Origin of the sequence: Mesorhizobium sp. M2D.F.Ca.ET.226.01.1.1 (assembly GCF_004022705.2) — a bacterium.
Classification (GTDB): domain Bacteria; phylum Pseudomonadota; class Alphaproteobacteria; order Rhizobiales; family Rhizobiaceae; genus Mesorhizobium.
The window spans coordinates 1-23,335 of sequence record NZ_RZOY02000002.1 but is presented as its reverse complement, the minus strand read 5'-3'; the positions used below and the strand labels follow the sequence as shown (position 1 = coordinate 23,335).

31 protein-coding genes and 1 pseudogene are annotated in these 23,335 nt (G+C 63.5%); 12 read left to right on the top strand and 20 right to left on the bottom strand.

Annotation, left to right across the window (positions count from 1 at the left end; genetic code table 11):
• Nucleotides 1-37 precede the first annotated feature (37 nt).
• Both EN869_RS03880 and EN869_RS03875 read left to right on the top strand, forming a co-directional pair.
• Nucleotides 38-418 carry a VOC family protein gene (locus tag EN869_RS03880; protein ID WP_127225012.1) on the top strand — a complete coding sequence of 127 codons (381 nt, stop codon included), beginning with the start codon at nucleotides 38-40 and terminating at the stop codon, nucleotides 416-418.
• On the top strand, nucleotides 415-852 hold the full coding sequence (locus EN869_RS03875) for an EVE domain-containing protein (RefSeq protein ID WP_127225011.1): 438 nt from the start codon (nucleotides 415-417) through the stop codon (nucleotides 850-852). The genes EN869_RS03880 and EN869_RS03875 overlap by 4 nt, the downstream gene beginning before the upstream one ends.
• Here EN869_RS03875 and EN869_RS03870 read toward each other — a convergent pair.
• The 4 genes from EN869_RS03870 to sppA all read right to left on the bottom strand — a co-directional run bounded on the left by EN869_RS03870 (nucleotide 845) and on the right by sppA (nucleotide 3,597).
• Nucleotides 845-1,807, bottom strand: a complete 963-nt coding sequence (locus EN869_RS03870; RefSeq protein WP_127225010.1) for an ornithine cyclodeaminase family protein — start codon at nucleotides 1,805-1,807, stop codon at nucleotides 845-847. The genes EN869_RS03875 and EN869_RS03870 overlap by 8 nt on opposite strands.
• Before the next feature lie 19 nt (nucleotides 1,808-1,826).
• A complete protein-coding gene (locus EN869_RS03865; RefSeq protein ID WP_127225009.1) occupies nucleotides 1,827-2,159 on the bottom strand; it encodes a DUF1049 domain-containing protein in 333 nt (110 codons plus the stop codon).
• 117 nt (nucleotides 2,160-2,276) lie between these two features.
• Nucleotides 2,277-2,561 (bottom strand): integration host factor subunit beta, encoded by a 285-nt coding sequence (locus EN869_RS03860; RefSeq protein ID WP_027165368.1) that lies wholly within the window; start codon nucleotides 2,559-2,561, stop codon nucleotides 2,277-2,279.
• A gap of 79 nt (nucleotides 2,562-2,640) precedes the next feature.
• Nucleotides 2,641-3,597, bottom strand: a complete 957-nt coding sequence (sppA, locus tag EN869_RS03855) for a signal peptide peptidase SppA (protein WP_127225008.1) — start codon at nucleotides 3,595-3,597, stop codon at nucleotides 2,641-2,643.
• 295 nt (nucleotides 3,598-3,892) lie between these two features.
• On the opposite strand from sppA, the gene lptC reads away from it, so the two are divergent.
• The 6 genes from lptC (at nucleotide 3,893) to ptsN (ending at nucleotide 9,128) form a co-directional block, all read left to right on the top strand.
• Nucleotides 3,893-4,606 (top strand): LPS export ABC transporter periplasmic protein LptC, encoded by a 714-nt coding sequence (gene lptC / locus EN869_RS03850; RefSeq protein ID WP_127225007.1) that lies wholly within the window; start codon nucleotides 3,893-3,895, stop codon nucleotides 4,604-4,606.
• Nucleotides 4,593-5,189 (top strand): LptA/OstA family protein, encoded by a 597-nt coding sequence (locus EN869_RS03845; RefSeq protein ID WP_127225006.1) that lies wholly within the window; start codon nucleotides 4,593-4,595, stop codon nucleotides 5,187-5,189. Before lptC ends, EN869_RS03845 begins: the two co-directional genes overlap by 14 nt.
• Nucleotides 5,189-6,007 (top strand): LPS export ABC transporter ATP-binding protein, encoded by an 819-nt coding sequence (lptB, locus tag EN869_RS03840; RefSeq protein ID WP_112096590.1) that lies wholly within the window; start codon nucleotides 5,189-5,191, stop codon nucleotides 6,005-6,007. The genes EN869_RS03845 and lptB overlap by 1 nt, the downstream gene beginning before the upstream one ends.
• Before the next feature lie 201 nt (nucleotides 6,008-6,208).
• On the top strand, nucleotides 6,209-7,738 hold the full coding sequence (rpoN, locus tag EN869_RS03835; RefSeq protein ID WP_127225005.1) for an RNA polymerase factor sigma-54: 1,530 nt from the start codon (nucleotides 6,209-6,211) through the stop codon (nucleotides 7,736-7,738).
• 276 nt (nucleotides 7,739-8,014) lie between these two features.
• Nucleotides 8,015-8,602, top strand: a complete 588-nt coding sequence (gene raiA, locus EN869_RS03830; protein ID WP_127225004.1) for a ribosome-associated translation inhibitor RaiA — start codon at nucleotides 8,015-8,017, stop codon at nucleotides 8,600-8,602.
• Nucleotides 8,603-8,663: 61 nt separating this feature from the next.
• Complete coding sequence (gene ptsN / locus EN869_RS03825; protein WP_042641064.1) at nucleotides 8,664-9,128, top strand: PTS IIA-like nitrogen regulatory protein PtsN; 465 nt, start codon at nucleotides 8,664-8,666, stop codon at nucleotides 9,126-9,128.
• Nucleotides 9,129-9,213: 85 nt separating this feature from the next.
• Here ptsN and EN869_RS03820 read toward each other — a convergent pair whose 3' ends face one another.
• Nucleotides 9,214-9,471, bottom strand: a complete 258-nt coding sequence (locus tag EN869_RS03820) for a DUF1150 family protein (RefSeq protein ID WP_112096587.1) — start codon at nucleotides 9,469-9,471, stop codon at nucleotides 9,214-9,216.
• A gap of 63 nt (nucleotides 9,472-9,534) precedes the next feature.
• On the bottom strand, nucleotides 9,535-9,960 hold the full coding sequence (locus tag EN869_RS03815) for an Hsp20 family protein (protein ID WP_127225003.1): 426 nt from the start codon (nucleotides 9,958-9,960) through the stop codon (nucleotides 9,535-9,537).
• Nucleotides 9,961-10,100: 140 nt separating this feature from the next.
• Here EN869_RS03815 and EN869_RS03810 point away from each other — a divergent pair, with 140 nt between their 5' ends.
• Nucleotides 10,101-11,042 carry a nucleoside hydrolase gene (locus EN869_RS03810; protein WP_127225002.1) on the top strand — a complete coding sequence of 314 codons (942 nt, stop codon included), beginning with the start codon at nucleotides 10,101-10,103 and terminating at the stop codon, nucleotides 11,040-11,042.
• Nucleotides 11,043-11,086: 44 nt separating this feature from the next.
• Here EN869_RS03810 and EN869_RS03805 read toward each other — a convergent pair whose 3' ends face one another.
• The 10 genes from EN869_RS03805 to EN869_RS03760 all read right to left on the bottom strand — a co-directional run bounded on the left by EN869_RS03805 (nucleotide 11,087) and on the right by EN869_RS03760 (nucleotide 18,303).
• On the bottom strand, nucleotides 11,087-11,527 hold the full coding sequence (locus tag EN869_RS03805) for a hypothetical protein (protein WP_167506940.1): 441 nt from the start codon (nucleotides 11,525-11,527) through the stop codon (nucleotides 11,087-11,089).
• Complete coding sequence (locus EN869_RS03800; RefSeq protein ID WP_127225001.1) at nucleotides 11,524-11,841, bottom strand: hypothetical protein; 318 nt, start codon at nucleotides 11,839-11,841, stop codon at nucleotides 11,524-11,526. Before EN869_RS03800 ends, EN869_RS03805 begins: the two co-directional genes overlap by 4 nt.
• A gap of 100 nt (nucleotides 11,842-11,941) precedes the next feature.
• Nucleotides 11,942-12,556, bottom strand: coding sequence for a LysE family translocator (locus tag EN869_RS03795; RefSeq protein ID WP_127225000.1), 615 nt, complete (start codon nucleotides 12,554-12,556; stop codon nucleotides 11,942-11,944).
• A 93-nt stretch (nucleotides 12,557-12,649) separates the two neighbouring features.
• Nucleotides 12,650-14,101: an amidase gene (locus tag EN869_RS03790; RefSeq protein WP_127224999.1), complete on the bottom strand. Its 1,452-nt coding sequence runs from the start codon at nucleotides 14,099-14,101 to the stop codon at nucleotides 12,650-12,652.
• A gap of 3 nt (nucleotides 14,102-14,104) precedes the next feature.
• Nucleotides 14,105-15,010, bottom strand: a complete 906-nt coding sequence (locus tag EN869_RS03785) for a ribokinase (RefSeq protein WP_127224998.1) — start codon at nucleotides 15,008-15,010, stop codon at nucleotides 14,105-14,107.
• Nucleotides 15,011-15,264: 254 nt separating this feature from the next.
• On the bottom strand, nucleotides 15,265-15,747 hold the full coding sequence (locus EN869_RS03780; RefSeq protein ID WP_167506939.1) for a hypothetical protein: 483 nt from the start codon (nucleotides 15,745-15,747) through the stop codon (nucleotides 15,265-15,267).
• Nucleotides 15,722-16,306 carry a hypothetical protein gene (locus EN869_RS03775; protein ID WP_127230884.1) on the bottom strand — a complete coding sequence of 195 codons (585 nt, stop codon included), beginning with the start codon at nucleotides 16,304-16,306 and terminating at the stop codon, nucleotides 15,722-15,724. The genes EN869_RS03780 and EN869_RS03775 overlap by 26 nt, the downstream gene beginning before the upstream one ends.
• A complete protein-coding gene (locus EN869_RS03770; protein ID WP_127230885.1) occupies nucleotides 16,273-16,665 on the bottom strand; it encodes a hypothetical protein in 393 nt (130 codons plus the stop codon). The genes EN869_RS03775 and EN869_RS03770 overlap by 34 nt, the downstream gene beginning before the upstream one ends.
• Nucleotides 16,666-16,688: 23 nt before the next feature.
• Entirely contained in the window at nucleotides 16,689-17,159 is a 471-nt protein-coding gene (locus tag EN869_RS03765; RefSeq protein ID WP_127230886.1) for a hypothetical protein, read from the bottom strand.
• Nucleotides 17,160-17,400: 241 nt separating this feature from the next.
• Nucleotides 17,401-18,303 (bottom strand): methylated-DNA--[protein]-cysteine S-methyltransferase, encoded by a 903-nt coding sequence (locus tag EN869_RS03760; protein ID WP_167506938.1) that lies wholly within the window; start codon nucleotides 18,301-18,303, stop codon nucleotides 17,401-17,403.
• Between the two features lie 114 nt (nucleotides 18,304-18,417).
• Between EN869_RS03760 and EN869_RS03755 the strand changes: the two genes are divergently transcribed.
• Nucleotides 18,418-19,233: a class I SAM-dependent methyltransferase gene (locus EN869_RS03755; RefSeq protein ID WP_127230887.1), complete on the top strand. Its 816-nt coding sequence runs from the start codon at nucleotides 18,418-18,420 to the stop codon at nucleotides 19,231-19,233.
• 12 nt (nucleotides 19,234-19,245) lie between these two features.
• On the opposite strand, the gene EN869_RS03750 is transcribed toward EN869_RS03755, so the two are convergent.
• Nucleotides 19,246-19,740 (bottom strand): DUF2244 domain-containing protein, encoded by a 495-nt coding sequence (locus EN869_RS03750; protein WP_127230888.1) that lies wholly within the window; start codon nucleotides 19,738-19,740, stop codon nucleotides 19,246-19,248.
• A 23-nt stretch (nucleotides 19,741-19,763) separates the two neighbouring features.
• Between EN869_RS03750 and nth the strand changes: the two genes are divergently transcribed.
• Nucleotides 19,764-20,570 carry an endonuclease III gene (nth, locus tag EN869_RS03745; protein ID WP_127230889.1) on the top strand — a complete coding sequence of 269 codons (807 nt, stop codon included), beginning with the start codon at nucleotides 19,764-19,766 and terminating at the stop codon, nucleotides 20,568-20,570.
• Here the strand turns inward: nth and EN869_RS03740 are convergent.
• On the bottom strand, nucleotides 20,567-21,022 hold the full coding sequence (locus tag EN869_RS03740; RefSeq protein ID WP_127230890.1) for a DUF2214 family protein: 456 nt from the start codon (nucleotides 21,020-21,022) through the stop codon (nucleotides 20,567-20,569). The genes nth and EN869_RS03740 overlap by 4 nt on opposite strands.
• 205 nt (nucleotides 21,023-21,227) lie before the next feature.
• Here EN869_RS03740 and EN869_RS03735 point away from each other — a divergent pair, with 205 nt between their 5' ends.
• Nucleotides 21,228-21,782 carry a GNAT family N-acetyltransferase gene (locus EN869_RS03735; RefSeq protein ID WP_127230891.1) on the top strand — a complete coding sequence of 185 codons (555 nt, stop codon included), beginning with the start codon at nucleotides 21,228-21,230 and terminating at the stop codon, nucleotides 21,780-21,782.
• Nucleotides 21,783-21,897: 115 nt separating this feature from the next.
• Here EN869_RS03735 and EN869_RS03730 read toward each other — a convergent pair whose 3' ends face one another.
• Nucleotides 21,898-23,199 (bottom strand): EAL domain-containing protein, encoded by a 1,302-nt coding sequence (locus EN869_RS03730; protein WP_281015760.1) that lies wholly within the window; start codon nucleotides 23,197-23,199, stop codon nucleotides 21,898-21,900.
• A gap of 4 nt (nucleotides 23,200-23,203) precedes the next feature.
• Nucleotides 23,204-23,335 (bottom strand): annotated as a pseudogene (locus tag EN869_RS03725) (IS481 family transposase); the annotation flags it as partial.

Genomic DNA, 23,335 nt, shown 5'->3' with positions numbered 1-23,335 from the left:
GTATGGTTTCCAAGGTTCAGGCAATTTGGAGATCAATATGACAACGCCTAATTTCGTCATCCTCTATGTCGACAGCCCGGAAAAGAGCGGCGCGTTCTATGCCTCGTTGCTCGGACGCGAGCCGGTCGAATCCTCGCCGACCTTCGTCATGTTCCTGCTCGACAAGGGCTTCAAACTTGGCCTCTGGTCGCGCCACACGGTGGAACCGGCGGCAGCGGCAACAGGCGGTGGCGGGGAGCTCGTGCTTGCGGTCGAGAGCGCCGCTGCGGTCGATGCCACGCATATCGATTGGTCGGGTCGCGGCCTGAACATCCTGCAGGCGCCAACCGATCTCGATTTCGGCCGCACCTTCGTCGCGCTCGATCCGGACAATCATCGCCTGCGCGTCTACTGGCCGTTCGAGGCAGCGCAGGGATGAGTGCCTTCTGGGTCGCCGTCGCATCGGCCGAACATGTGCGGATCGGCCGCAGAGATGGCTTCATGCAGGTCAATCACGGCAAGGCGCCGCCGCTCCGCCGCGTCAAGCCTGGCGACGGCATCGTCTATTACTCGCCGAGCACCGTGCTCGGCGCGAAGGACGGGCTGCAATCCTTCACGGCGATCGGCACGGTCCGGCAAGGAGAGGTTTATGAAGGCGTCATGGGCCGCGGTTTCACGCCCGCGCGGCGCGGCGTCGACTGGCGCGACGCCACAGAGACGCCGATCAAGCCGCTGCTCGACAGGCTTGACGTCACCGCCGGCAAACCGAACTGGGGCTACCAGCTGCGCTTCGGCCTGTTCGAGATTAGCGAGCGTGATTTCCGGCTGATCGGCGAGGCGATGCGAGCCAGGCTGGAGAGCGCTGTTATTTGAGCGCCTTGTAGACGGCGATGCCGGCGGCGAGGTCTTCTAGCGCCGCACCAACCGACTTGAACAGGGTGATCTCGCTGTCGCTCTGGCGACCCTGCTTCTCGCCACGTGCGAGCTCGTGCAGGTCGGCGACGATTGCTTCCGGCTTCAGCACGCCCGAGGCCAGCGGCTGGACGATGTCGCCGGCCTCCTTGGTGGCGCCGGCGCGGGTGTCGACATAGACGCTTGCGCGCCTGATCGCCTCGTCGTCGGCCTCGCGCATCGTCGGCGTGAAGCCGCCGACGAGATCGACATGGGCGCCCGGCTTCAGCAGCGCGCCCCTGACTAGCGGCGTGTTGGAGATCGTTGCCGAGGCGACAATGTCGGCCACGGCAAGCTCCGTATCAAGATCGCCGGCGGCGCTTGCCGGAAGGCCTTCGGCGCGCAAGGCGGCCGCTACCTTTTCGGCATTGGCCGGCGTGCGGTTCCAGATGCGGATGGAGGTTATCGGCCGAACCGCTGAATGCGCCTTGGCTAGGAAGGGCGACAGCGCGCCGGCGCCGATCACCAGAAGCCGCGAGGCATCCTTGCGGGCGAGATAGGAGGCGGCGAGCGCCGAAGCGCAGGTCGTACGCCATTGCGTCAGCCGCTGGCCGTCGATCAGCGCCTGCGGCTCGCCGGTCACGCCGTCGAGCAGAAGATAGAGGCCCATGACCGCCGGCTTGCCTTTTGTGTTGTTGTCCGGCGACACGGTCACGATCTTGACGCCGATATGACCACCGGCCGAAGTCCCCGCCGCGTTGAAGTCGGTCCAGGCCGGCATCAAAAGCAGGGTCGAGGCCGCGCCATCCGGCCGCTCGACCGCGTGATGGTGACGCACCGGCTGCACCGCCCCTTCGCGGAAGGCGGTGCGCAGCGTTTCGACCAGACCTGGAAAGGTCAGGGCGCGGTCGACCTCGTCGGCCGAAATGGTCAGCATCGAAGGCTCCCGAAATGTGTTAGTTGGTCGGCTTCGGCAGCGCCGGTCCCTTGGGCGCCGCCGGCGCGCGGCCCACCGCCTGACGCAGGTTTTCGGCTTCGAGACCGCGCTGGCGCGCGAGCTTGCGGTAGCGGCCCTGCTTCACCCATGTGGCCATGCTGCCGACAACCATGCCGACGGCCAAGGCCAGGAACAGGAAGATGAAGAGCGGCAGGTTCAGCGTCAGCGCGGGATTGCCGGGATGGAATGGATCGAGCGTGAAGGCGACGGAGCCGCGATTGGCGACGGCGAGCGCGATCAGGATGATGGCCAGCGGCACGAAGACCACGACAAGGACGATGCGATTGAACATCAGATCTCCATAGAGAGAAGCTTCCCAGGCGCGCACGTCTTTGTCCGAAACCGGCCTCTACTTTCGGGAGACATGCTTTAGGCGCCAAGATGCCGTTTCAACCCGCCGGCGCGGCACCTATTTGCCGCCGTTCAGCCTTTCGCGCAACTCCTTGCCGGTCTTGAAGAACGGCACCCACTTCTCCTCGACCTCGACGGACTCGCCGGTGCGCGGATTGCGGCCGGTGCGGGCAGGGCGATTTTTCACCGAAAAGGCGCCGAAACCGCGCAGCTCGACCCGGTTGCCCTCGGCAAGCGCGTCGGTGATTTCGTCGAAGATCGCGCCGACGATGTTTTCGACGTCGCGCAGGAAAAGGTGCGGGTTGCGTGCAGCAATGATCTGCACAAGCTCGGATTTGATCATAGAACGTTCCCCGTAAAATCACACAGCGGTCGATTATCAGGATGATTTTTATTGCTTTTTTGGCTCGTACCAACGGGCGTCAAGGGTGCCAGACCGAAACGAGACCGTCAAGAAACAAGCGGTCGGCGCCAAGCTCGTGAATGACATCGCCGCCGGCATCCGGCAGGCCGAGCGCCTTCGCCGCCACCTTTGCCATCGACTGGGAGAACAGGAAACCACCGCGCCTCTCCTTGTCCTTCCATTCGACGACCTTGAGCTTGGCGTCCACGCCCTTGGTCGCCAGCCAGTCGATTGCCTCCTGCTCGCCGCCGACGGCGTCGACGAGATGGTTGGCCAAAGCCTGGCGGCCGGTGAAGATCGAACCGTCGGCCAGCGCCAGCGCTTGGTCATGCGTCATCTTGCGGCGGTCGGCGACGATGCCGACGAACCAGTCGTAGCTGTCGAGAATCAGCTTGTGCACCATGGCGCGCTCGTCGTCATTGGTTGGCTTGAAGGGCGACGGCGAAGCCTTGAGCGGCGATGATTTCACCTCCTCCAGCTTGATGCCGAGCTTGTCCATGAGGCCGCTGACGTCGGGATACTGGATCAGCACGCCGATCGAGCCGACGATCGAGGTCTTGCGGGCAACGATATGGTCGGCGGCACTTGCGATCATATAACCAGCCGAGGCAGCCAGCGTGCCGACTTCGGCCACCACCGGCTTGTCGCCGGCAAGCTTGCGTACCGCCTCGAAGATGGACTCGCCGCCGACGGTCGTGCCTCCGGGCGAATCGACAGACAGGATGACGCCCTTTACTTCCGGCGACGTGCGGATCGCCTCCAGCCTTTTGAGCAGTTCCTCATCCTCGGTGATGGTGCCTTCAATCTTGACCTTGGCGATATGAGGGACCGCGCGGCCGGTAAAATCTTCGTCATAGAACCAAGCCGAGAAGGCGATCACCGCGGCCGCCAGAACCACAAACGCGGCCACACGCCAGAAAGTCAGCTTGCGGCGCAAGCGGCGGCGGTCGATCAGGTCGTCGGCTCTCATTGCCATCGTCAGCCTCATGGGTGGTGGGAAAGCACGCTTTTAAAGCAAGCCTTTGCGCGCGGCTACCGTTTCCTGAACGGCCCGGCTTCGAGCTTCGGCGTTTGACGCCGACCTTGACGAAAAATTAACGCAAGCAGTTGGTATCTGCTATGAAGTACAGGCTGCGCCGCAAATTTGCTCCCGATTTTGCGGGCGGCAGCTGTTACATTTTTGCAGTTTTCGTTCGCTTGTGCTTGCTTGTAGGTGCGGGCATACCACCTATAGGCGGTGTTTGGGCGGGCAAAGGTCCATTAGAAAAGTCATGTTGGCGCGATCTGACGAAACCAGCGATGCCGAAACGGTGTCGGCTGCCGCGACCGAAGGCGGTACGCGTGGCGAGGCTTTCAGCCGCGCGCAGCGCCACTCGCGCCGCGTGCGCGTGCTGAAATTCGCCGTGCCGCTGCTCGCGGTCGCGATTGCCGTCGCCTTTCCGGTCTATTCCTATCTCAAGGCGCCCGTGTCGATCTCCGTGCAGGCCGACGGCACGGCGTTTTCGGACGGCAAGCTGGTGATGGCCAATCCGAAGCTCAACGGCTTCACCAAGCAGAAGCTGCCCTATTCGCTGACGGCGACCAGGGCGACGCAGGATGTCGGCCAGCAGGCCGTTATCGATCTCGAAGGCATCAACGCCAAGCTGCCCGTCGCCACCGATAATATCGTCTCGGTCGATGCCGCGCACGGCATCTACAACCGCGACGCCAACACGATGGACCTCACCAGCGACGTTAGCGTGACGACGACCGACGGCCTGGTGGCGAAGTTCAAATCGATCTTCCTAGACATGGGCAAAGGCTCTATGAAGACGAGCAATCCGGTGGATGTCAGCCGAGGCGGTTCGCGCATCACCGCGGACGCGATGTCTGTCGAGGACAATGGCAGGCTCGTGGTTTTCGAGAACCGGGTACGGGTCAACATCGATCCAGCTGCGCTGAAGGCAGCGGGGGTCAACAGTGGAGAACAGAATGCGTCGCAGTAAATCCGCATGGCTTCTGGGCGCTGCTTCCGCATTGCTGGTTCTGGCAACGGCGCATTCGTTCGCGCAATCGAGCGCGACCAGCCAAATACCGGGGCTGAAGCTGTCGGGCGACCAGCCGATCCAGATCGAAAGTGACAAGCTCGAGGTCCGGCAGGCCGAGAGCATGGCCGTGTTCAGCGGCAACGTGACCGTCAATCAGGGGCCGACGCTGCTCAAGGCCGGCAAGATGACGGTGTACTATGTCAAGGATCCCAAGGCCGACAAGAGCGCAGCGGCCGGCGCTTCGGCGATGACGGGCGCTGCCAACATCGACCATCTGGAGGTCGAGAACAAAGTCTATATCAAATCGAACGACCAGATCGCCACCGGCGACACCGGCAAGTTCGACATGAAGACGCAGGTGCTGGTGCTTTCGGGCAAGGAAGTGGTGCTGTCGCAAGGCGACAACGTGCTCAAGGGCTGCAAGCTCACCGTCCAGATGAAGAGCGGTCTCGGCAATGTCGAAGGTTGCCCCCGCGTCATCATGATGTTTAAGCCGCAGAAGCAGGACGCTACCCAGAATCAGGGAGCGTCGAGCAACTAATGGCCGGCGTAACTTCGCTGCTTGCCCGTCTTCCGGGGCGGGCGGCCGCCCGGCCGGCTGCGTCCGCGACGGTCGGCGCCGACAAGGAAAAGTTCAAAGGCACCCTGATCGCCAAGGGCCTGACCAAGAGCTACAAGGGCCGCAAGGTGGTGAGTGGCGTCACGATCGGCGTGCGCGCCGGCGAGGCGGTCGGCCTGCTTGGTCCTAACGGCGCCGGCAAGACCACCTGTTTCTACATGGTCACGGGACTTGTGCCGGTCGACGAAGGCTCGATCGAGATCGACGGCTTCGATGTCACCTCGATGCCGATGTATCGGCGCGCCCGCCTTGGCATCGGCTATCTGCCGCAGGAAGCGTCGATCTTCCGTGGTCTCAATGTCGAGCAGAACATCCGCGCCGTGCTGGAAGTGGTCGAAAAGGACCGCAAGGTGCGCGAACGCAACCTCGACGAACTGCTCGAGGAATTCCACATCAGCCATCTGCGCAAGGCGCCGTCGATGTCGCTGTCGGGCGGCGAGCGGCGACGCCTCGAAATCGCCCGGGCGCTGGCGACACGTCCGGCCTATATGCTGCTCGACGAGCCTTTCGCCGGCATCGACCCCATCGCCGTCGCCGATATCCAGCAGCTGGTGCGCCACCTCACGGCGCGCGGCATCGGCGTCTTGATCACCGACCACAATGTGCGCGAGACGCTCGGCCTGATCGATCGCGCCTACATCATCCATGCCGGCCAGGTGCTGACGCATGGCCGGGCCGACGAGATCGTCGCCAATGCCGATGTGCGGCGTCTCTATCTCGGCGAAGGTTTCACGCTCTGAGCGTGAAATACGTTTCCCTGGGGTGAATTTCGGCGAAATTTCGACCGGTTTTTCGGGATTTCCGGGCCGGATAACGCTCCGGTAAGCCGCGTCTGCTAGCGTTTTCCTTGACAAGCAAAAGCCGGGCCAGTTTTTATACCCGGCCGAGAAAATCTGCTTCGGCACGGGTCCGATGCGTAGACGAGGCGTTTGAATCACACCATGGCGCTGGCAGCCAAACTGCAGCTCAGACAATCCCAGTCGCTGGTGATGACGCCGCAGCTGATGCAGTCGATCCGGCTGCTGCAGCTCACCCATGTCGAGCTCGAACGCTTCATTGACGAAGAGATTGAGCGCAACCCGCTGCTGGAGCGGGCCGAACCGCAGGACGACGCTGCGAGCGATCAATCGCAGAAAAGCGAGGCGACGCCCAAGCAGGATGCCGAAGGCGACTGGTTCGAAGGCGAGACGGAGTGGAGCGCGGAAGCGATCTCGCAAAAGCTCGACTCATCCCTGGAGAACCTGTTTCCCGATGATCCCGGCACCATCGAGAGACTGGGACCGGACCTTACGGCGCAGTGGAAGTCGGCCGCTGGCGGCGGCACGGGCACGGCATCGTCGGAAGGATTCGATGTCGGCGACATGGCCGCGGCGGTCGTCACGCTGCGCGAACATGTCGGCGAGCAGATCGCGCTTGCTTCGCTCAGCCCCGGCGAGCGCCTGATCGCGGGCGAGCTCGCCGACGGGCTCGACGAAGCCGGCTATCTGCGCACCGACCTCGACGAGATCGCGGCCCGGCTCGGTACGGACCGCGCGACGGTGGCGCGCGTGCTTGGCGTCTGCCAGACCTTCGAGCCTGCCGGACTCTTCGCGCGCGACCTTGCCGAATGCCTGTCGCTGCAGCTTGTGGTGCGCGACCGGCTCGATCCGGCGATGAAGGCGCTGGTCGCCAATCTCGAGCTTCTGGCGCGGCGCGATTTTCAGACGCTGAAGCGCATCTGCGGTGTCGACGAGGAGGACCTTCTCGACATGCTGGCCGAGATCCGCGCGCTCGATCCGCGGCCAGGCCTGGCGTTTTCGGGCGGCGCCAGCGACGCGATCGTGGCCGATGTCGAGGTACGCGCCGCCAATGACGGCAGCTGGGCGGTGGAGCTCAACGCCGACACGCTACCGCGCGTGCTGGTGGACAATGTCTATTTTGCCCGCGTTTCGAGCCACGCCAAGGACCAGGCGGAAAAGGACTTCCTCGCCGAATGCCTGCAGAACGCCAATTGGCTGACGCGCAGCCTCGATCAGCGGGCCAAGACCATCCTCAAGGTGGCGTCCGAGATCGTGCGGCAGCAGGATGCCTTCCTCGTCCATGGCGTGCGCCAGCTCAAGCCGCTCAACCTGCGCACGGTGGCCGATGCCATCGGCATGCATGAATCGACCGTCAGCCGCGTCACCGCCAACAAATATATGCTGACGCCGCGCGGCGTCTTCGAGCTGCGCTATTTCTTCACCGCGTCGATCGCCTCCGCCGAAGGCGGCGAGGCGCATTCGTCCGAGGCCGTGCGCGACCGCATCAAGCAATTGATCGACGAGGAGAAGCCGGCCGACGTGCTTTCCGACGACGCCATCGTCGACATGCTCAAGGAAAGCGGCGTCGACATCGCTCGCCGCACCGTCGCGAAATACCGCGAAGGCATGAACATCCCATCGTCAGTGCAGCGGCGGCGGGAAAAGCGGGCGCTCGCCAACGCTGGCCGTTGAAAGCGCGCCGGAAGGCTGATTTCCCACAATTCTCAAGCTTCATTGACAAGCCGCAATGAAGTGTCTAGAAGCCCGCCCGCATGAGCAGGGCGGTAATGCCAGCTTGCAAATGGGTCCGTCAGACAAGGCCATGGACGGCCAAGAAGGCGACTTGTGATCAACCGAAAAGTTCGGGTCTAAAATCGGCGCGCATGCCGCTGCGAAGCTTGTGCGCGCGCACCACGGGTATAAACTCGGGACCAGTTTGAAGCCTGAGCAAGGAAGGTCAGTTTTCAGATGAATCTACGCATTTCGGGAAAACACATGGACATCGGCGATGCGTTTCGTACGCGCATCAACGACCGTGTCGGCGAGGCGATCGAGAAATATTTCGATCGGGGTTTTTCAGGACATGTCACGGTCATCAAATCGGGGTCGCGTTTCTCCGCCGACTGCATGGTCCGGCTCGATTCCGGCGCTTCGCTGCAGGCGACCGGCGACGCCCAGGACCCGACGCTCGCCTTCGAAGCGGCGGCCGACCGCCTGGAAACGCGTCTGCGGCGCTACAAGCGCCGGCTGAAGTCGCGCAATGCCGGCAACGGCAATGGCGAGGAGCCGACCGACATCGCCTACACCGTGATGGCGCCTCTTACCGATGATGAGGAAGAGATTCCGGAGGATTTCGCTCCGGCCATCGTCGCCGAATCAAGCATGACGCTGCGGACCATGTCGGTGGCGTCGGCCGTCATCGAGCTCGACAACAGCGACAGCCCGGTTTTCCTGTTCCGCAACGCCGGAACCGACCATCTCAACATCGTCTACCGCCGGCCGGATGGCAATATCGGCTGGATCGATCCGTCGACGACCAAAGTCGCGCAGGGATAAAAGCCAGCCGCGCGAGGGGGCGACGACTGGCGCGGCAAGGCGAGCAAGGGATTTTTCAAGCATGGATCTCAGTGATCTCATCAGCGTCCCGGCGATCATGCCGGCGTTGAAGGCGAATTCCAAAAAGCAGCTTCTGCAATTGCTGTCGGAGAGGGCCGCGGCGATTTCGGGGATTCCGGAGCGGGAGGTATTCGACACCATCCTGCAGCGCGAGCGGCTGGGTTCGACCGGTGTCGGCAATGGCATCGCCATCCCGCACGGCAAGCTCGCCGGCGTGAAGCGGATCGCGGGCGTCTTCGCCCGGCTGGAAACGCCGGTCGATTTCGAGGCGCTGGACGACCAGCCGGTCGACCTGGTGTTTTTGCTGCTGGCGCCCGAGGGTGCCGGCGCCGACCATTTGAAGGCGCTGTCGCGCATCGCGCGCGTGCTGCGCGATGCCGACACGGTCGCCAAGATCAGGGGCACGCGCGACGCAGTGGCGATCCACGCGCTGCTGTCGGACACGCAGGCCTCGCACGCGGCCTGAATTTCTCGACCAAGCTAAGTTTTTGGATTAAAGCTTCCAAGGGCCGCCGCAGGCGGCCCTTTCCATTCCAGACGTCACAGTCGCGTTAGTGAATGGCGACGGTCGTCAGGTCGTTCTCCAGTGCACCCGCCAGCGCCCGGTCGCGGGCATCGGAAAGCAGGATCGGCTGGCCGTTGGCGGCAAACAGCGCCCACAGCTCCATGCCGGGCGCGATTTCCTCGAGACCGGGGAAGCGGCCGCGCAGGTCGTCGCTCGACACTTTCCTGAGATAAGCGACCGAACCCTCGCCGAGATGGGCGAGTTCGCCGCTGGTCATGGTGTTCACTTCATCAGTTCTGGTCATTTCAAGCCTCCTTGGCGCGAGGACGCCAGGATTGGCCGCCTCGCACAGAGCCATCGGCGAAGATCAGTCTTTCACCGATATGTTTATTTTCCGTACCAGCCGCTCGGCCTCCGGCCGATCAAGATCGATCGACAGCAGGCCGTTCTTCAGTTCCGCCGCGATCACCCGCATGCCGTCGGCCAGCACGAAACAGCGCTGGAACTGGCGCGCGGCGATGCCGCGATGGAGGAATTCGCGCTCGGTGTCGTCGCTCTGGCGGCCGCGCACGATCAGCTGGTTTTCCTCCGTGGTGACATCGAGGTCGCTTTCGGCGAAGCCCGCCACGGCCAGCGTGATACGCAGCCTTTCGGCCTTGCCGTCAGCGGCGCCGAGGCGCTCGATGTTGTAGGGAGGATAGCTGTCGCCCGACTTCGCCAGACGCTCGAGCGTCTTTTCCATGGCATCGAAACCCAGAAGAAGCGGGCTGGAGAAGGGCGTCATTCGAGACATTGTTACACTGTCCTCTAAGGAGCGACACAAACTGGAAAAACCCGGATGGCATTTTTCCCGATGGTCTTGATATGGTCCGCCGCGCGATCAACTTCAAGCCATTAAGACCCCGCCCAAAAAGACTCCCAAAAGGAATTGAAATGCCCCAGTCCAGAAAGATCATCATCGACACGGATCCCGGCCAGGACGACGCCGTCGCCATATTGCTGGCGCTCGGCAGTTCCGAGCTGGAGATCGTCGGTATCACCGCAGTTGCAGGCAACGTGCCGCTGAAGCTGACCCAGAACAACGCCCGCAAGATCTGTGAGCTGGCCGGCCGGCCCGACATCAAGGTCTATGCCGGCGCCATCCGTCCGCTGGCACGCCAGCTCGTCACCGCCGAGGAAGTGCATGGCAAGACCGGCCTGAACGGCCCGCAACTGCCTGAGCCGACCATGCCGTTGCAGGAACAATATGCCGTCGATTTCATCGTCGAGACGCTGATGCGCGAGGAAAGCGGCACGATCACGCTTTGCCCGCTCGGACCGCTCACCAACATCGCGCTGGCGTTGATCCGCGAGCCCAGGATCGCGCCGCGCATCAAGGAAATCGTCTTGATGGGCGGCGGCTTCTTCGAGGGCGGCAACGTCACGCCGGCCGCCGAATTCAACATCTATGTCGACCCGCAGGCGGCCGATGTGGTGTTCAAATCGGGCATTCCGATCGTGATGATGCCGCTCGACGTCACCCACAAGGCGCTGACCACGTCCAAGCGTATCCAGGCCTTCCGCCAGCTCGGCACCAAGGTCGGCACCGCGACCGCCGACATGCTGGAATTCTTCGAGCGCTATGACGAGGAAAAATACGGCACCGATGGCGGGCCGCTGCACGATCCGTGCGTGATCGCCTATCTTCTCAAGCCGGAGCTGTTCAAGGGCCGCCGCTGCAATGTCAGCGTCGAGACCTCGTCGGAGCTCACCATGGGCATGACGGTGATCGACTGGTGGGGCGTCACCAAGCGCGAGAAGAACGCCATGGTGATGCGCGACATCGACCATGACGGCTTCTTCGCGCTGCTGTCGGAGAGGCTGGGGCGGCTCTGAAAGCTTCCTTCTCCCGGTATTGCTCGCAACTCTGGCGCTGCCCCTCACCCGGTCGCTTCGCAACCACCCTCTCCCCGTAAACGGGGCGAGGGAACGTCACCCATCGAGCAATCGGTAGGTGTCGGCGTCGCTCTTGTGGTGCTGGCGTTCGAGAAGGAGCGCCGAGCCCACGGGATGGGGTGTTCCAACATCGTCGTCGATGAATATAAGCGCCTGTTGTCGTCGAGACGGACATCGTAGGTGTAGTGAAGCGCGCGACCAGCGCTACCGTTCGGATCGATCGGCACCCTGATGGATTCGATCACGCCCGTTATGCGCTGCATTGCAACGACCGGATTGGCTTCCATCTGCGCGACGTAGCCAATGGCGACCAATGTAAAAACGCCTAAGCATGCGGCTGAAATAACTGTATCGCGGTAGACTTCCGTGAACAGAAGCAGGCGATGCCGAAGCGAAATCCCTGTTTGCCCCATGCGGTCGCTCATTCCGGGAAGCGGTAGAAGACGAACCCGTTTTCGCGGCTGACGCGCTCGATGCCGATATGTGAGCCGATCACATGCAGACGATCATCGTCGACGAGAACGGATGAGCCGTCGTCCAGCAAAAGCACATAGTTGATGCGGCCCTGTCCCCACTGGGCACTTTTGATCGTTGCACCGATCGCGGCGACCGATTGTATTGGGGCCGCAGCATTGGTCCAGCCAGTCACGGCTGGCGGAACCAGAGCGAGCAGACTAGCGATCAGAATCGCGCCGAACGCGTTCTTCTTCAAATCGGCATAAGCCCACGACACCACCATGAATCCCCTGCTTTCGGTTCATGTGGAGAGGGGAGGGCGGACTTTCAATCCGCCTTTCCGCTGCGGCAAAGTACTTTTTTGCCTCGGCTTCCGGTCACCATTACTTCGCCTTGGAGAACGCCAGCCACAGCCCGCCGCCGACGAGAAAACTGCCGCTGATGCGCGACATCAGCCTGACACGGCTGGCCGACAGCAGCCGCCCGGCGCGGCCCGCGGCAAGCGCGTAGGTCGAGTCCGACATGGCGGCGAAGATCATGGCGGTCAGGCCCATCACCACGATCTGCAGCGTATAGTTGCCCTGCGGCGCGATGAACTGCGGGAAGAAGGCGCCGAAGAAGACAAGCGTCTTCGGATTGGAGATCGCCACCAGAAACCCCTGCAGGAAGAAGCCACCGCGCGGCTTTTTGGCGGAGCCGTCGGGGTTGAGCGCGCCTTTGGCGCGGAACATCTGCACGCCCATCCAGATCAGATAGGCGGCGCCGAGCAGCCGCACCCATTCGAACCAGTGGCCCATGCCGGCGATCAGCGTGTTGAGGCCGATGCCGACGATGGCGATCATGATGGCAAGGCCGGCCTGGGTGCCGGCCACGTTGGCCAAGCCGGCGCGCGAACCGTGGCGGATGCTGTTGGCGATGATCAGCGTGACGGTCGGCCCCGGCACCAGGATGATGACGATGCAGGCGACGACATAGGTGGCGTAGAGTTCCAGCGACATGATTTCCCTCGAACAGGACGGCGCCGACTTGGGCGGAGCGCGATCAATGCACGGGATTGACGCTGGCGCAAGCTGGCAGGGCAGGGCGGCCCGTCACGCAGCTCCCACCTTCCATGGCAGCGTCGCCTCATAGGCGGCGCCGGCCTTGAGCACGCCGAGGTCGCCGCGCGGGCGCCCGATGAGCTGCATGCCCATCGGCCGGCCCTTTTCGTCGAAGCCGGCCGGCACGCTGAGCGCCGGGCAGCCGCCCAGCGTGGCGAAGGCCGAGACCTGCATCCAGCGGTGATAGCTGTCCATGGCCCGACCAGCGACCTCACGCGGCCAATGGGTCGAGACGTCGAAGGGAAAGACCTGCGCGGTCGGCAGGGCGATGAGGTCGAAGCGCTCGAACAGCGACAGCAGCGTCCGGTGCCAAGACGTGCGCCGGACGGTTGCGGCGTGGATCTGCGGCGCGGTGAGGCGCATTGCCTGTTCCACTTCCCAGATGGCCTCAGGCTTCAGAAGCTTCCGTTTCGCCGGATCGTCGTAATGCGCCTTCAGCCCGCAGCCGCTGCTTGACTGGCGCAAGGTGACAAAGGCCTGCCACAGCGCCTCGAAGTCGACATCCGGCACCAGCGCTTCGCTTTCGAATGATGCGCCGGCGAAGCGGGCAAGCGCGGCCTCGCAAAGGTCGAGCACGCCCGGTTCCGTCGGCAGATGGCCGTCGAGGTCGCCCAGCCAGGCGACGCGGCCGCCGGACGCTTTCGTCTGCAAGCCGTCGAGGAACGAGCCTTCCTTGGCATGCGACAGCGGCGCCTGCGGGTGATAGCCGGCCTGCTCGTCGAGCAGCAGCGCGATGTCGCGAATGTTACGGCCCATCGGCCCTTCGACGCCCATCTGCGCGTGGAAGACATCGAAGTCCGGGCCGGCGGGCACAAGCCCTTGCGAGGGGCGGAAGCCGTAGACGTTGTTGTAGGCGGCCGGATTGCGCAGTGAGCCGCCGAAGTCGCTGCCGTCGGCAACGGGCACCATGTCAAGTGCCAGCGCCACCGCCGCTCCGCCGCTGGAGCCGCCGGCGGTCAGCGCCGGATCGAAGGCGTTGAGGGTCGGCCCGAAGACCGGGTTGTAGGTGTTGGAGCCAAGGCCGAATTCCGGGACATTGGTCTTGCCGATGATGATGGCGCCGGCCTTGCGGATGCGCTCGACGAAGAAATCGTCCATATCGGGGACGAAGTCGGCGAAAATCGGCGAGCCGAAAGTGGTCCTGAGCCCCTTGGTCTGAGCTAGGTCCTTGATGGCGATGGGCAGGCCGAACAGCGATCCGGCCTCGCCGCCCCGCGCCAGATGAGCATCGGCGCTGTCGGCCTCGGCCAGGATGTCGGCGCGCTCACGCAGCGAAACGATGGCGTTGACCAGCGGGTTCACCGCGTCGATACGGTCAAGGAAAGCGCCGACGACTTCACGTACCGAGAGTTGTCGCTGCCTGATCCTGTCGGCGAGCTGGACGGCGGAGAGGCGGCAGATATCGCCGGCCGGCGGCACGGCATGTTTTGTGACGGGACGCATGGTTTAGCGCTTGCCCGCCAAAGCCGCGTCGACATCCTTGCCCAGCGGGATCGCCGGCTGCGCGCCGGGCTTCAGGCAGGCGAGCGAGCCGGCCGCGGCGGCACGGGTGAGCGCTTCGCGAAGCGACAGGCCGGACGACAGGCCGGCGCCGAAATAACCGCAGAAGGTGTCGCCGGCGCCGACCGTGTCGACCGGGGTGATCTTCAGCGCCGGAATGGTGAGGAAATCGTCCGGTGTGGCGGCGAGCACGCCGTCGCCACCCAGCGTGACGACGATGGCGCGGCCGGTCTTTTGGGCAAAGTCGCGCATACGGGCGGGGCGGTCACGCCCCGAAAGCGCCAGCGCCTCGCCATAGAGATCGAACTCGGTTTCGTTGGCGACGGCATAGTCGGCCTTACCGACGAAGCCGGCCGCTTCGGCGCGGAAGGGGGCGGTGTTGAGCACGCTGACGGCACCCGCGGCGCGCGCCGCATCAAGCGTGGCCTCGACCGTCTGGAGCGGGATCTCATGCTGCAAAAGCACGACATCGCCCTTTTTGAGATAGGCCTTGGCAATATCGCCCGGCACCACCGAGTCATTGGCGCCCGGCACGACGGCGATGACGTTTTCGCCGTCGGCGCCGACCAGGATCAAGGCCGTGCCGGTGGAGGCGAAGCTTTGTCCGACACCGGAGAGATCGACATTGCCGGCCCTCAGCAGCGCGAGCGCGTCGGCGGCAAAGCTATCCTTGCCGACCGCGCCCACCATGCGCACCTGCGCGCCGGCGCGCGCCGCGGCCAATGCCTGATTGGCGCCCTTGCCGCCGGGCGCGGTGGCAAAGCTCGAGCCGCGCACCGTCTCGCCGGGTTCCGGCAAGCGGTCGACATTGGCGATGAGGTCGAGGTTGATCGAGCCGACGACGATGATCAAGAAGTGCCTCCTGCGGGGACGGTGCTGCCCTCGATTGAAGGTCGAGCTACCCCAAGTGTTTGCTTTTACACAATCGATTGCGCGGGAAGCTAGAGCAGCTTGCCGTTTCACGGAAACGGCAAGCTGCTCTAGCTATTTGTTTTGACGCAATTCCGGACGGAAAACCGTTTCACACTTTTCGTGGAATTGCTCTAGCTGCAAAGAACGCCGGTCGCCAGATCATGCCGGTTGTGCGAACCTTTGGCCCACAGGCATCATTCGCAGCGGACCGTGACCGTGCCCTGATAGTTGCCTGCCGGGAAGATGCCGGGCGATTTGGTGGCGGTGAGATCGACCTGGATGGTGTGGGTTCCGTTGGTCACCCGTTGCGGCGAACTGCCCGGTATGTCCGCTCCCGAGCCGTCGAGACGAAAGACGGTGGCGAAAGTGACGTTGGTGTCGCCGCCGCTCGGCGCCGAGGTGAAGGCGATCGGCGCCGGCGCGGAGACGGAGAAGCAGTCCAGCAAGTTGAGGATGGTGCACAGAAGCGAGCTTGCGGTGATCGTGGCGCCGGCGCTCGATCCGCCAGCCTGCTTGGAACCGAGGATGTTGATGGCGGGGTTCGATTTCATCGTCCCCGAGGCGCCGATCATGATCGTGCAGGTGCCGACGATCGCCGCCTGAGCCGGGAGACAGAAGCCGGCAAGCGCTGCTATCGCCAACAGCGCGCGGCTATTTCCGCTTCTTTTTCTTCTCATTGCCGGTCGTGCCTCTGATGCTCCAGCCTTCATTAGCCCACCCTGCTGATTTAACCTGGGCCGCGCTGGCTTGGGCCGGGCTGACTTGGGCCGCGCTGGGCTGGGGCGCGGGGCCCTGGGGTGTGGAGGCGGCCACACTCCCCGTCGTCTGGCCATCGGCGCCGAGGCCCATTTTGAGCAGTTTCAATTCAAGCTGCAGGCGCTCGACCTCCAGCTCGTAGAGGCGGCTGCAATCGACGCGTTTCGGCGTCCGCCCGATCGGGATCACCACGCGGCCATAAGTGGCGATGTCGCTGTTGGCCTGGTTGCTCGAGTTGTTGCCGCGGATGATGCCGAGGTCGAGATAGGCGCCGCTGCCGGAAACGGCCGAGCGGCAGGTCGTGCCGTCGCTGGCATGCACTTCGTCCTGGCCCTGAGGCAAGGTCACGCCGGGCAGGCTGAAACCGGTCTGGTTCTGGTTGAGGTTCAGGATATCCTCGGCAAGCCCCTGACTGACGGCAGCCAGGGCGGGCAGCAAGGACAAGGTCAGAACCTGCGATGCCCGAAGAACTTTCCGCATATCTGTGCCCTTATCTGGGTCTGCTCGCTTGGAAAGGGGATACTCTCGGTACAGATACGCACTTTACGCTCGTTCGCGCCGTCGAACGGGACGACCACCAGGACAGGGCGCGACGCCTGGCCGGCCAGAAGGAAGGCGCTCGGCGTGATCCTGGCCGCGACCGGCTGGAAATCCTGGTCATAGACATGGACCTCGACGCGAATGCGCTGGTTGTACGGGTTGCCGGGGAAGACGCGGACGGCGAAGGCATCGGTGAAGGATCGCACCTCGCCCCGCATCGGCGTCATCGACTGGCTGGTCGCCGCGACAGGTGACAGCGCGACGGTCAAGCCCGCCGCCAGCATTGCAATCGTTCTCAAGGACCGCTCCTTTCGCGAGAGGACTATTCGCAGCGCAGCGTCACCGTTGCCTGGTAGTTGCCGGCGGAGAAGCGGTTAGTGCCGCTCTTGGTGCCGGCAAGATTGACCGCGACCGTCGATGTGCCCGGCACCGTCAGCGCCGTCGCGGTGCCGGTTTCGGCAATCGTCTGAGCGCCGGAGGTGGCGAAGGTCGGAGTCCATGTCGTGGCCGTGGTGTCCGAGGCCGGCACGGTCGTCGTGGTCACCGGGTCGACGCTGAGCGAGACGCCGCCCGTGGTATCCACTTGCGCGCTGCCGGCGGATCCGCCGGCATTGTGCGAGCTCAGCGACTGAAGATTGCTGCTGACGGTCATCGTGCCGTTGGAATTGATCGTGATCGTGCAGGTCGCGGTGATCGTGCCGTTGAAGAGCACGTTTCCGGTGGCGGCCGATGCCGTCTGGCCAGTGCAAGCGGCCAGCAAGCTCGCAGCCATGGCGGCGCGAAAGAACTTCATTGAGACCCCTCTTTCGAGCCGGATGTTGCGGCTCAATGTAGTAGGGGTCATCTTCCCTTTATCGTGGTTAATTTAGCGTTAAGTGAAATAATATCGGGAAGCAACTTAAAAGAAAACCGGCGATAACCATAGGTTGTCACCGGTTGCATTCCCTCAATAGGTCAGTCTGTTTGTTCACGCTGTACCGATTTATATTACGATAGGCGGTTTTTCGCAATGGGATGCGAAAAAATCGATTGTTTCAGGACACCTGTCCGGCTTCCCAGCCAAGGATGGCGCGCTTGCGCGTCAGGCCCCAATGGTAGCCGGTGAGCGCGCCGGATTTGCCGAGAGCGCGATGGCAGGGCACCACGAAGGACATCGGGTTGGCGCCCACCGCCGCGCCCACGGCCCGGCTGGCGGTGGGATGGCCGATACTGGCCGCGATAGAGGAATAGGTGCAGGCCTTGCCCATCGGAATGCGCAGCAAGGCTTCCCAGACACGAAGCTGGAAATCCGTGCCGATCATCACCACGCGCAGCGGCTGGTCGGCGCGCCATTGCGTCGGGTCGAAGACCCGCGCGGCATAGGGCTGCGTGGCGGACATGTCCTCGACGTAAGTCGCGTTCGGCCAGCGGCCGGACATGTCGGCGAAGGCTGTCCGTTCGCCGCCGGCGTCACAGAAGGCGAGGCCGGCGAGGCCACGGTCGGTGACCATGATCAGCGCGATGCCAAAAGGTGAGATGTGGTAGCCGTAGCGGATGGTCAGCCCGGCGCCCCGCGTCTTGTAGTCGCCGGGCGACATCGCCTCATGGGTGACGAAGAGGTCGTGCAGCCGGCCGGGGCCGGACATGCCGAGCTCAAACGAGGTCTCCAGCAGCGGCATGCCGGAATCGAGCAGCCTGCGCGCATGGTCGAGCGTCACCGCCTGCAGGAAGGCTTTCGGCGACAGGCCGGCCCAGCGCGTGAATAGCTTCTGCAGGCCGGTCGGCGTCTCGCCGACTTCCTCGGCCAGGACCTCCAGCGAGGGCTGGTCGCGATAGTCGAGGCTGATCTTCTCGATGGCGCGGCGCACGACGTCGTAGTCGCTGCCTTCCGGCGTGATGTCGCTCTGAAGGATCGCGGTCGGTTTCATCTGCGTATTCATGGTCATCTGAGCGTTCATGGCAATATCTCCTTGAGCGCGAATATCGGTCTTCCAGAGCCTTGCCTCCACCCGAAACTTGCCTTCCTGCCGCGGGCACCCAGATAGAGCTGGCTTCGAGGCGAAAGGACAATCATGGACGGCGAAAAGGTCGATCTGACCGGGGCGAAGGAAACCTTGCTGATGACGCTCTACGGCAAGGCGCTGGAAAGCCGGCTGCCGCATTCGCTGCTCCAGGATCGCTTCGCCGACGAGGCCGTGAAGAAGATCGACTATGATTTCTCGAAACTCAAGGTCGACGGCAATCTCGGCCTGGGCTTTGCCATTCGGGCAGCGACGCTGGATGCCCAGGTCGAGGATTTCCTCGCCAGAAATCCGGATGCGATCGTGCTGCATCTCGGATGCGGGCTCGACACGCGCATTTTCCGGGTCGATCCGCCGCGCAGCGTGGACTGGTTCGATGTCGACTATCCCGATGTCATCGACCTCAGGCGCAGGCTCTATCCACCGCGCGAGCGCTACCATCTGATCGGTTCGTCGGTGACCGAACCCGAATGGCTGGCTGAGGTGCCGCGCAACCGCCCCGCCATGGTGGTGGCCGAAGGGTTGACGCCCTACCTTCCGGCCGACGATGGGCCGCAATTGCTTGCGCGGCTTGTCTCGCATCTTGCCGGCGGCGAGCTGATCTTAGACGCCTATAGCAATTTTGGGCTGAAGCTGATGCGCCTCAGCCCGGCCATCAAGGCGACAGGCGCCGAGGTCTCTTGGGCCATCGAGGATCCGCGCGACCTGGAGCGCGAGGTGCCTAAACTTCGCTTCATCGGCGAGATCCCGTCCTACAAGCCGGAGAAAGGCGCTCGCCTGGGCTGGTCGGCGCGGTTGTTCGTCGGTCTCTGGAAGCTTATCCCAGCGATGCGCAAGGTCGGCAGGTTGCTGCGGTATCGGTTCTGACACGTTTGGGTGTCAGCGCGTCTTGGCGGTAGCGAGCGCGCGCGAAAAGGCAGTGGCAAAGCTCTCGCGGGAATCCGGATCGAGGAAACCGCCGATCGACACGCTCTTGCCTTGCGCCTCCACCGCCATTTTGGTGATGCCGATCTCGGCATGGCGGGCGATCGAAAACCTGGCCCAGAATGGATTGAAACGATGCGCTTCCGAACGGCCGGAAGGTGCGGTCTTGCGGATGTCGAGGCTGGTGCGCGACACCGAGATTTCCTCGCGGGCGCGCGCGGCCCGGTAATTGGCGCGGAAGGCGATGTAGACGGCAATCACGTCGAGGCCGAAGAAACCGAACACGGGCCAGGCGCCATGCGCCAGGAAAAAAGCGCCGGTGACGATCCAGCCGGAGACAAGCGCGCCCATCAGAATCAGGAAGCCGGTACGGCCGAGCGAGCGATGCGGCGTCAGCAGAGCCTGGAAAAATGGCTCGTCGGCTTCGACTGAGGCGTTTGTGTCGCTCATGAGGGAATATTATAGGAAGGGACATGGCGCCTCCCAAGTCCAAAAAATCCACAGCTGTCAAAAAGCCTCGATCCGCCGTTGCCGACGGCGGCCCGGCGCCTGGCCGGCGGCCGCGAAAAGCGGCTTCACGCTCGCTCTACACTCCCGCCGAGGTGCATGAGATCTTCCGGCGCTTTTCCGTGCAGCGGCCGGAGCCGAAAGGCGAACTGGACTACGTCAACGCCTTCACCCTGCTGATCGCGGTGGTGCTGTCGGCGCAGGCGACCGACGCCGGCGTCAACAAGGCGACCAAGGCGTTGTTTTCGGTTGCCGACACGCCGGCCAAGATGCTGGCGCTCGGCGAGGCCAAGGTCGGCGATTACATCCGCACCATCGGTCTGTGGCGCAACAAGGCGAAGAACGTGATCGCGCTGTCCAGGGCGCTGATCGACGACTATGCGGGCCAGGTGCCGCAGGAGCGCGACGAGCTGGTGAAGCTGCCCGGTGTCGGGCGCAAGACCGCCAATGTCGTGCTCAACGTCGCCTTCGGCCAGCATACGATGGCGGTCGACACCCATATTTTCCGCATCGGCAACCGGATCGGCCTGGCGCCCGGCAAGACACCGGAACAGGTCGAAGAAGGGCTGCTGAAAGTCATCCCAACCGAGTACATGCGCCACGCGCATCACTGGCTGATCCTGCATGGCCGCTATGTCTGTAAGGCGCGCAAGCCCGATTGCCCGGCCTGCGTCATTGCCGATATCTGCAAGTCGAAGGAAAAGACCACCGACATTCCGGCCCCGCTGCTGGAGATTGCACCGTTGAAGGAGGCGGTTGCGGCTGAAGCTTAGTAACCGTAGCCGCGCGCCATCGCCGCGGCAAAGACCGGGATGAGCAGGAAGATGAAGCCCTCGGCGCGGACATAGTTCTTCACCGAAGCTAACTCCCCGCCCGGCACGGAGAAGGACGGATTGCCTCTGGCCTGGCGGCTCCAGGAGATGAAGCGCACTGTCGGAACGATCGACAGCAGGCCGACGATGACGAAGGCCGCCATCTTTGCCCAGAACACCCAATTGTAGACGTAGAATTCCCAGCCCTTCAGACCGAAGAACACCCGGCATATGCCGACGATGACGATCAGGGCCGCGATGATGCCGTAGTGGCGATCGATACCGGCAAGGCGCTTGAGCGTCGCCGCGCCCAGATCGCCGCGCACAAGCACGAATTCGGCGCCGATGATGCCGGCCAGCGAGAACACCAAGAGGTGATGGATGATGGCCAATACAAGATCAGTGGTGTCCATGTTGTTTCCCTGCGTTGGGCGGCGTGGCTCATTCGTGTGCCCGAAGAGTAGCATCGTCACTCGAAATTCCCAGACACCGAAGCGGCCGCCGGCCGGTGGACAATCGATGTGCTCGGGTTCCCGCTGGAGGATGACCCCGGTCGATGCTGGCCCTTGTTCGAACGCGCTGGTTTGCTAAGCGCTGCCGCCTCAACGAGGGAATACCATGAGCATAAAAACGGAAGCCGGCGTGCCGGTCCTCGAGACGGGGCGCACCATTTTGCGGCCGCACCGGCTGGACGATTTCGAAACCTATGCCGCCATGTGGGCGGAGCCCGCCGTCACCCGTTTCATCGGCGGCAAGCCCCGTACGCGCGAGGAAAGCTGGATGCGCTTCCTTCGCCATGCCGGCCTGTGGTCGCTGATCGGCTACGGCTTCTGGACGATCGAGGACAAGGCGACGGGCCGCTTCATCGGCGAGGCGGGCTTCCACGACTTGAAGCGCGACATCCAGCCATCACTCGAGGGCGTGCCGGAGGCCGGCTGGGCGCTGGCCTCGGAGGCGCATGGTCGGGGGCTTGCGAGCGAAGTCGTCGGGCGGATCGTCGCCTGGGCCGACGAGGCGTTCGGCCAGGCGCGAACCGTCTGCATCATCGATCCGGAAAACGGCGCTTCGCTCAAGGTGGCCGAGAAGAACGGTTATCGCGAAATCCTGCGCACCACCTATCACGACAAGCCGACGATCCTGTTGGAACGGCAGGCGGGCGGGGTGGTCGCCTAGAGGGCCGGGCTACTAATGCATGTCTCCCGCAGTGGTAACCGGTTTCGGGATAAAGACATGCGCAAAATCAAAAATCTAAAGCGCATGGACCGAATCTGAAAGATCGCGACGCGCTTTAGCCGGCCTTGCGGCGCAACGTCTGCGCCACTGTATCCCAGGTGTCCGTGGCTACAGCGCGGTCTGTCCTAGCGCCGCGCAGAACCGTGACCGCATCGAATGGCCACGGTCTCGCAATGGCATAGCCCTGCGCATAGTCGACGCCGATCGCTTTCAAGGCTTCGACGATGCCGTCGCTTTCGACGAATTCGGCGATGGTGCGTTTGCCCGTCACCTTGCCGATGTGATGGATCATCTCGACCATGGCGCGGTCGATGCGGTCGTCGAGCATGTCCTTGACGAAGCTGCCGTCGATCTTGAGGTAGTCGACCGGCAAATGCTTCAGATAGGCGAAGGACGACATGCCGGAGCCGAAATCGTCGAGCGCGAAACGGCAGCCGAGCCCGCGCAGGTCGGCAATGAAGCGCATGGCCTCGGTGAGATTGGCGATCGCGCTGGTCTCGGTGATTTCCAGGCAGATCGTTTCAGGCGCAATCGCGTGCGCGGCGAACTGCTCGCGCATGAAGCCGAGAAAGGTCTCGTCGCCGAAAGTAGCGCCGGAGAGATTGATCGCGCAGGTCGAGATCGGCGTCGCGCGCGGATCGGCGAGCCTTGCCGCCAATGTGGCGAAGGTGTTGCGTACCACCCAGCGGTCGATCGCCGGCATCAATCCGTAGCGCTCCGCCGCCGGGATAAAGCTCTGCGGGGTGACGAAGTTGCCGTCCTCGTCGGCCAGCCTGAGCAGGATTTCGATATGCGCGCCCTGTTCGGCGATGTCGTCCCGCAGCGGCGCGATCTCCTGCGCATGCAGCCTGAAGCGGTTCTCGTCCAGCGCCGCATGCAGGCGCTGCACCCAGGCCATCTCGCCGAAGCGCTCGCGCAGCGCGGTGTCGCCCTCGCTGTGGAGTTGGACGCGGTTGCGGCCCTTTTCCTTGGCCATGTAGCAGGCGACGTCGGCGGTTCGCAGCACCTCTTCCAGCGTCATGCCGACATTGGCGATCTCGACCATGCCGATGCTGACGCTGATGTTGAAGGGACGCCCTTCCCACGAAAAATGCAGATCCTGGACCGTGGCGCGCAACCTTTCGGCGGTGGCGACGGCGCAATCGGTGTCGCAATCGAAAAGCAGCACGCCGAACTCGTCGCCGCCGAGTCTCGCCAGAATGTCGCCGGGCGGCAATTCGTTGGCGAGCAGCGACGAAATCTGGCGCAGCAGTTGATCGCCCGCGGCATGGCCGCAGGTATCGTTGACCAGCTTGAACTGGTCGAGATCGAGATAGATCAGCGCATGCCGGCGCGGCTTTTCCGGCGCTTCCGCGATCGCGCTAGCTGTGGAGCCTCAACAGGTTGTCCTCGGTTAGAGCGAGGCGACTGATAGGTGTTTTGGACTTTAGGCTCCCGTGGGGACGGTGCCAATTGTATCTGTGCAGCCAGACCGGCAACTCTGCGGCGCGGTG